The sequence below is a fragment of the Methylobacterium sp. ME121 genome (assembly GCF_000974725.1).
In the GTDB taxonomy this organism is placed as follows: domain Bacteria; phylum Pseudomonadota; class Alphaproteobacteria; order Rhizobiales; family Beijerinckiaceae; genus Methylobacterium; species Methylobacterium radiotolerans.
Genome location: NZ_BBUX01000136.1, coordinates 1 through 5,737 on the forward strand (window position 1 = coordinate 1; position 5,737 = coordinate 5,737).

4 protein-coding genes are annotated in these 5,737 nt (G+C 78.3%); all 4 read right to left on the reverse strand.

Annotation, left to right across the window (positions count from 1 at the left end; translation table 11 throughout):
- Nucleotides 1–644, reverse strand: a 644-nt coding sequence (gene bcsN, locus ME121_RS32255; protein WP_491892941.1) for a cellulose biosynthesis protein BcsN, incomplete at its 3' end; no start/stop codon positions are given.
- Nucleotides 641–2,509 carry a hypothetical protein gene (locus tag ME121_RS32260; RefSeq protein WP_059410293.1) on the reverse strand — a complete coding sequence of 623 codons (1,869 nt, stop codon included), beginning with the start codon at nucleotides 2,507–2,509 and terminating at the stop codon, nucleotides 641–643. The genes bcsN and ME121_RS32260, both read right to left, overlap by 4 nt.
- On the reverse strand, nucleotides 2,494–3,597 hold the full coding sequence (locus ME121_RS32265; protein WP_029361688.1) for a family 8 glycosyl hydrolase: 1,104 nt from the start codon (nucleotides 3,595–3,597) through the stop codon (nucleotides 2,494–2,496). Before ME121_RS32265 ends, ME121_RS32260 begins: the two co-directional genes overlap by 16 nt.
- On the reverse strand, nucleotides 3,594–5,737 hold a 2,144-nt coding region (locus tag ME121_RS32270), incomplete at its 5' end, for a cellulose biosynthesis cyclic di-GMP-binding regulatory protein BcsB (RefSeq protein ID WP_059410294.1). The genes ME121_RS32270 and ME121_RS32265, both read right to left, overlap by 4 nt.

Here is a 5,737-nt window from a genome sequence, read left to right on the forward strand (position 1 = left end):
ACGAGCGTGATCTGCGTGATCGCGGCGGCCATCGCCTCGAGGGTGATGTCGTCGCGGCAGAGCCGGATCCGCAGGGACACCGGGCCGGGTCGCCCGGAGGCCGGGTCGAGATCGGGGGCGGCGGCGATCCACTGCCAGGCGTAGAGGCAGCGGGCCCCCCCCGCCGCCCGGCCGACCGCGAGTCCGTAGGGCCCGTAGGCGTTGGCGGCGGGCCGGGTCACGACCTGCATCGCCGTTCCGGGGAAGGCCGCGGCGAGCTCGGCGCGGATGCCGGTCTCGGTCGGCCGGCCGCCGGCGAGGCTCGCCTCCCCGGTCGCGCTGCCGCGGGGCATGCGCAGCAGGATGCCGTTCTCGCCCCCCGCGCCGCGGGGCGCGGGGCTCAGCGACACGGCCTGCTCGAAGGCGTCGGCGCCGTCGTGCTCCCGCAGTCGCACCGGCCGGCCCGCCCAGTCCGGCAGGACGGCCATCGGCGTGGCGGGACGGCCGGGATCGGCCGAGGCCGGCAGCCGCCCGTCCGCGATCGCGTCCAGGCTGGCGTAGCGCGGGGTTCCGGCGACGGAGCGCGCCGCGTCCCGGGCCGTGCAGGCGCCGAGGAGGAGGGCGGTCAGCGCCAGGGCGCGGAGGGGGCGGACAGGGAACGTCACGGCGTCGTCTCTCGCACGGTCTGGTTACGTATCGCTTGCCGCGCGCCGAGGGCGCCCGTGGTCGCCGGCGCCTCCCGGTCCGCGGGGCCGCCCGGCTCCGTGCCGGCCCGCGCGGCCTGCTCGTCGGCCCAGAGGGTCCCCCGCGGCGCCGGGCTGTCGGCGGCGCTCGGCTGGCTCGCCTGCTCGCCGCCGTTCCAGGCCGGCAGGAGCGCGAAGCCGTAGCGCTCGTAGGGCATCGGCCCGACGCCCGGCACGCGGCGGGCGACCGTGGGCGCGCGGCCGCGCGGCCGCGCCGACCAGCGCGCCTCGGTGACCGGGCTCCCGGTCGGCGCGGCGCGCAGGTCGTTCTCCATGAGCACCGCCACCGGGAAGTCGCTGCGCCGGATCGCCGGCGGCGCCGGCGTCCGGTCGGCGGCGATCTCGTCGGGCGGCGGCACGCGGCCGCGCGCGGCCGGGCCGGTCACCGCGGCGAGTTCGAGATAGCCGGCGCTCGCCGCGGGCTCGGCCCTGGCCGTCCGGGACTCCGGCGCCTCGCAGGGCATCGGCCGGGCCGCGGCGCTCTGGAACAGCAGGTCGACCACCCGCGGGAACAGCCCGTCGTAGCGGTTCACGACCTCCAGGAAGGTGCGCTCCTGGCGCGTCCGGCGCAGCGACAGGGCGTAGCCGTAGACCGTCGCCTCCTTGGGGTACCAAGCCACGGCGCGCCGGAACCAGCCCAGGGCCGTGTCGAACTGGCAGCGGTTGTAGGCGTACCAGCCGAGGGCCTGCGCGCCCTCGCCCGAGGCCGTCGCCAGGGTGACCTCGGCGTAGCGCCTGAGCCGTTCCGGCTCGATGGCGGGCGGGTCCGCCCGGGTCAGATCCGTCTCCAGCAGGTCGATGAACAGGAGGCTGTTGTTCACGAGCGGCGCCCGCCACGCGTAGGCGACGTCCTCCGCGTCGCGCCGCCGGCCGAGGAGACGGAGGGTGTGGGCGAGGCCGTGCGCCACCATGGCGTCGCCGCCCCGCGCGACGGCGCGCTTGAACCACGCGAGGGCCGTCGGCAGGTCGCGCCGCTTGAACGCCAGCCACGCGACGAGGGCGGCCTGGTCGGGATCGGGCGCGGCCTCCGCGTAGGCCTCGAACGCCGCGAGGTCGTGGGCCGAGACCGCTTGCCCGGCCTCGTCGTGGAGCACGGCGCCGATCCGGCCGCGGATGAGGTCGACGCGGATCGCGTCCAGGTCCCGGGCCTCGCCGAGGGCGGCCAGCCGGTCGACATCGGCCATCGGCAGGATCTGCATCGCCCGCAGCAGGCTGACCCGCCGCTCCTCGGGCCCGAACTGGCCGCCGGTGAGCGCGCCGCGCAGCAGGTCGTAGGCCTTCTCGGGCCGCTCGGTCCGGCCGTAGGCCTCGGCGACGGCCCAGACCACCTCGGCGTCGGCCGCGGCGATGTCGGCGGCGCGGCCGGCGGCGAGGGTCGCGAGGTCGGGCCAGCGGCCCGCCCTGGCGAGGGACAGGCAGGATTCGCGCAGCGCGCGCGCGGACAGGGCGGACTGCAGCGCCGGGGAGGGCGTCCAACCCGGCTCGGCCCGGGCGCGGCCGGCGAGCGCGGCGGCGAGATCCGCGTCGCGGCCGGCGCCGAGCAGGTCCCAGAGGCCGTCCTCGTCCTCGCCGCCGGCGCGCGCGGTCCAGAGATCGGCCGGCGGCTGCCAGCCGGGATGGCGCCGCCGCAGCCGCTCCGTCTCGGCCTCCACCCGCGCGCGCTGGTGCTGGCTCGCGTAGTAGCGCAGGGCGGTCTCGTCCGGCCTGGCGGCGGGCCCGGCGGTCGCGCCGGCGGCGGCGGCCGGAGCGGCGGCCAGCAGGGCGGCGAGGATCAGCGCGGTGCGCATGCCGGGTACCGCGCGTTCAGGGCCGCCAGGGCCAGCAGCTGCAGGGTAACGGGGTAGTAGTTCTCGCTCTCGGCGCGGACGCGCGTCAGGGCCGCCGGGAACGGCGCACCGCGGCTCGCGCAGGCGGCCAGCGCCGGGATGGCGGCGTAGCCGGTCTCGGTCAGCCGCGCGGCGACCCGTCCGGTCCCGGTCTCGACCAGCGCCAGCCCGGCCTCGGGCTTCTGCCACAGGGCGAGGAACGGCGCGTAGAGATCCGGCTCGGTGATGCCCGCCATGGCGAGGTAGAGCGGGATCCGCAGCGCGTTGTAGCCGAACTCCGCCGGGAACCCGTCGGCGGGGCGGGGCGCGGCCCCGGACAGCGAGATCCACTCCACGGGCAGCCGCTGCGACCCGAAGCGGGCGGCCGCGATCAGCCGGCGCCCGCTGCGCGCGAGCGCCCGCCAGTCGAACTCGGGCGCGAGCAGGCCGACCCGGTCGAGGGCCGGGAAGACCCAGTAGGAGAGGTTCACCACCGGGCCGTCCGCCCGATCCTCGGCCGAGAACCCCGCCACCGCCGGCAGGATCAGCGGACCCTGCGGCGCGCGCGGCAGGAGCAGCTTGCGCCCGAGCTCGACGGCGATCCGGCGGCCGGCGACCTGATGCTCGGGCTCGTGCCACGCCTCGGCGGCCTCGGTGAGCGCCCAGGCGACGAGCAGGTCGCCGTCCGAGGCGTCGTTCATGTCGGCCACGGCGGGGCGCTTGTCCGGCTCCCACCGCCACGCGATCAGCTGGTCGTCGCGGACCATCAGGTTCGCCCGGGTCCAGGTCCAGATCCGCTCGAAGGTCTCGCGGTCGCCCGCCGCCACCGCGAGCAGCATCCCGTAGCCCTGGCCCTCGCTGTGGCTGATGCCGCCGTTGGCGGTGTCGACCACGCGTCCCTGCTCGCTGACGAACCGGGCCTTGTAGGCCCGCCACGCCTCGGCGTTCCGGAGGGTGCCGGCGAGGGGCGGGGCCGAGGCCGTCGCGGCGAGCGCCGGGCGGGCGGCCAGGAGGGTCAGGACGCAGAGGCCGGCGAGGCCGCGCAGGAGGACGCTTATCAGGACGCTCATTCCGGTCTCCGACCGAGGTTGCGCACGAGCAGGTGGGTCGAGCCGGCGAGGCCGCCGGCCAGGAGCAGGCCGGCGAGGCCGAAGAGGCCGGCGTGAAGCGAGAGCCAGCCCGCCGCGACGCGGCGGAGGTTGCCCGGGGCCGGGGCCAGGGTCGCCACGTAGCGGGGCTCGGCCGCCGCCTCGACCGCCACGCCGCCGTCGACGGACGAGAGCGCGGCGAGACGCCCCGCGGGCCGCGTCCAGACCCGCGGATGGACGAGGCAGGCCACCGCCTCGCGCAGGCCCGCCGAACTCGGCGCCGTCACCAGGGTCACCAGATCGTCCGGGGCGGGCCCGGTCACGCCCTGGGCCAGGAGAGCGGCGGCGTCCGTCAGGACGGGGGCGGACGGCCGCGCGCCTGACCGCGTCGCGGCTTCGGCCACGGCGTCGGGCGCGGGGCGCACCAGGGCGCTGCAGGCGGCGAGGCCGTCGGTCCGCAGCACGCGCCGCCGCAGCGCCGGCCCGCTCTCGCGCGCCGGCACGGCGTCCCGCCCGGCCCAGGCGTCGAACACGGCCCGGGGATCGAGGCCGGCGGCGGCCAGCACGGTGCCGTCGAGGGCCGGGGCGGGCGAGACCACCACGGCCGGCCCGGAGATCCCGGCCCGGCCGGCCGCGAACGCGAAGGGCAGCACCCGCCCGGCGGCGAGGCCGAGCCGCGCCGCGAGGGTCGCGGCCGCCGCCATCGTGTCCCGATCGGGATTGGGCACCACGAGGGTCGGGCGCCGGCCGGCCGTCGCGTACGGGAAGGCCTCGGCGACGGTCTCGGCGAGCTCGGGCTGGCGGCCGATCCGCGCGAGCGGCGGGAGGGTCAGGCGGCTCGTGGCGGCCAGGAACAGCCGCTCGGTCGGCACCGCCGCCTCGTCCGGGCAGGCCCGGTCGTCCCCGCGCGGCAGCTCCGCGCGGACCGCGATCCGGTTCTGGCCGGGCCGGAGCAGCCGCAGCGGGAGGACCACCGCGCGCCGGGTCATCGCCTCGCCGCCCGGCCGGCCCAGCGGCGTGCTCGCCGCGGCGGCGCCGTTGATCGCCACGACGATCTGGGCGCCGGGGGCGAGACCGGCCGGATAGGCGGCGTCGAGGTCGAGGATCAGCTTGTCGTAATCGGCCGGCATGAAATCGTGCGGCAGCGCGAGGTCGAAGGCGATCCGGTGGGTGCGCGCGGCGACGTGGGCGTCCGGGATGCCGAGATCCGCGAAGGTCAGGGTCTCGCCCCCGGAGACCGCGCGGCCGCCCGCATCGGCCAGGGCCCGGCGGCCCTGCGGCGTCCCCGGCCGGTCGGCGCGCGCGAGATCCTCGAGCTGCCCCAGGGCCGCGGTCACGTCGGCGTCCTCCGGCCCGGTGACGACCAGGACCGGGCGACGCTCCGCGTTCCGCGGCAGCAGGGCGAGGCGCGGCCCGGTCACGGGGCCGAGCGGCGCCAGATCCAGGCTCGCGGCCAGTTCGGAGACGCGCCCGACCGCGAGCGCCAGCCCGTCGCCGGCCTCGACGGCCGGCGCGAACTCCGCCGCGGGCTGCCGGAAGCCCCCGAGGAGAACCGCGGCCTGCAGGGCGGCGAGCGCCCGCTCCACGGCGCGCGGGCTGAGCTTCCCGCCGGTCTGGAGCAGCCGGATCGGAACCGCTCCGTCGGGGCCGCCGCCGATCGCCGCCAGATCGGCCGGCGCCTGCGGGCCGTCCGTGACCGCGAGGAGGCCGGTCGTCTCGGGGTCGATCTGCGTCCACAGCTCGTAGGTCGCCGGGACCGCGCAGTCGACGCGGTGGCGCTGCGCCACGGCGATGTCGATCCGGTTGAAGCCCCGGGCCAGCGTCCCCGCGGGCAGGTCGAAGGCGAGGCTGCGGAGACCGCGGCTGCCGTCGATCGCGCCGCTGCCGAGGGCGGCGCCGTTGACGCTGAGCGTCAGCCGCGCGGTGTCGGGTAGGATCGAGACCGCGGCCATGTAGCCGACCTGGAAGCGCCCGCCCGCCCGCGCCTCGGCCTCGGTGGCGTAGAAGGCGAAGCTCAGGCGGCCGTTCTCGCCCCAGAGCCGCATGGGTTCGGCGATCGACGGCAGCCGCCGGAGGGTCGGACCGCGCTCGGCGACGACCGGGTCCGCCGCGCCGGCCGCGG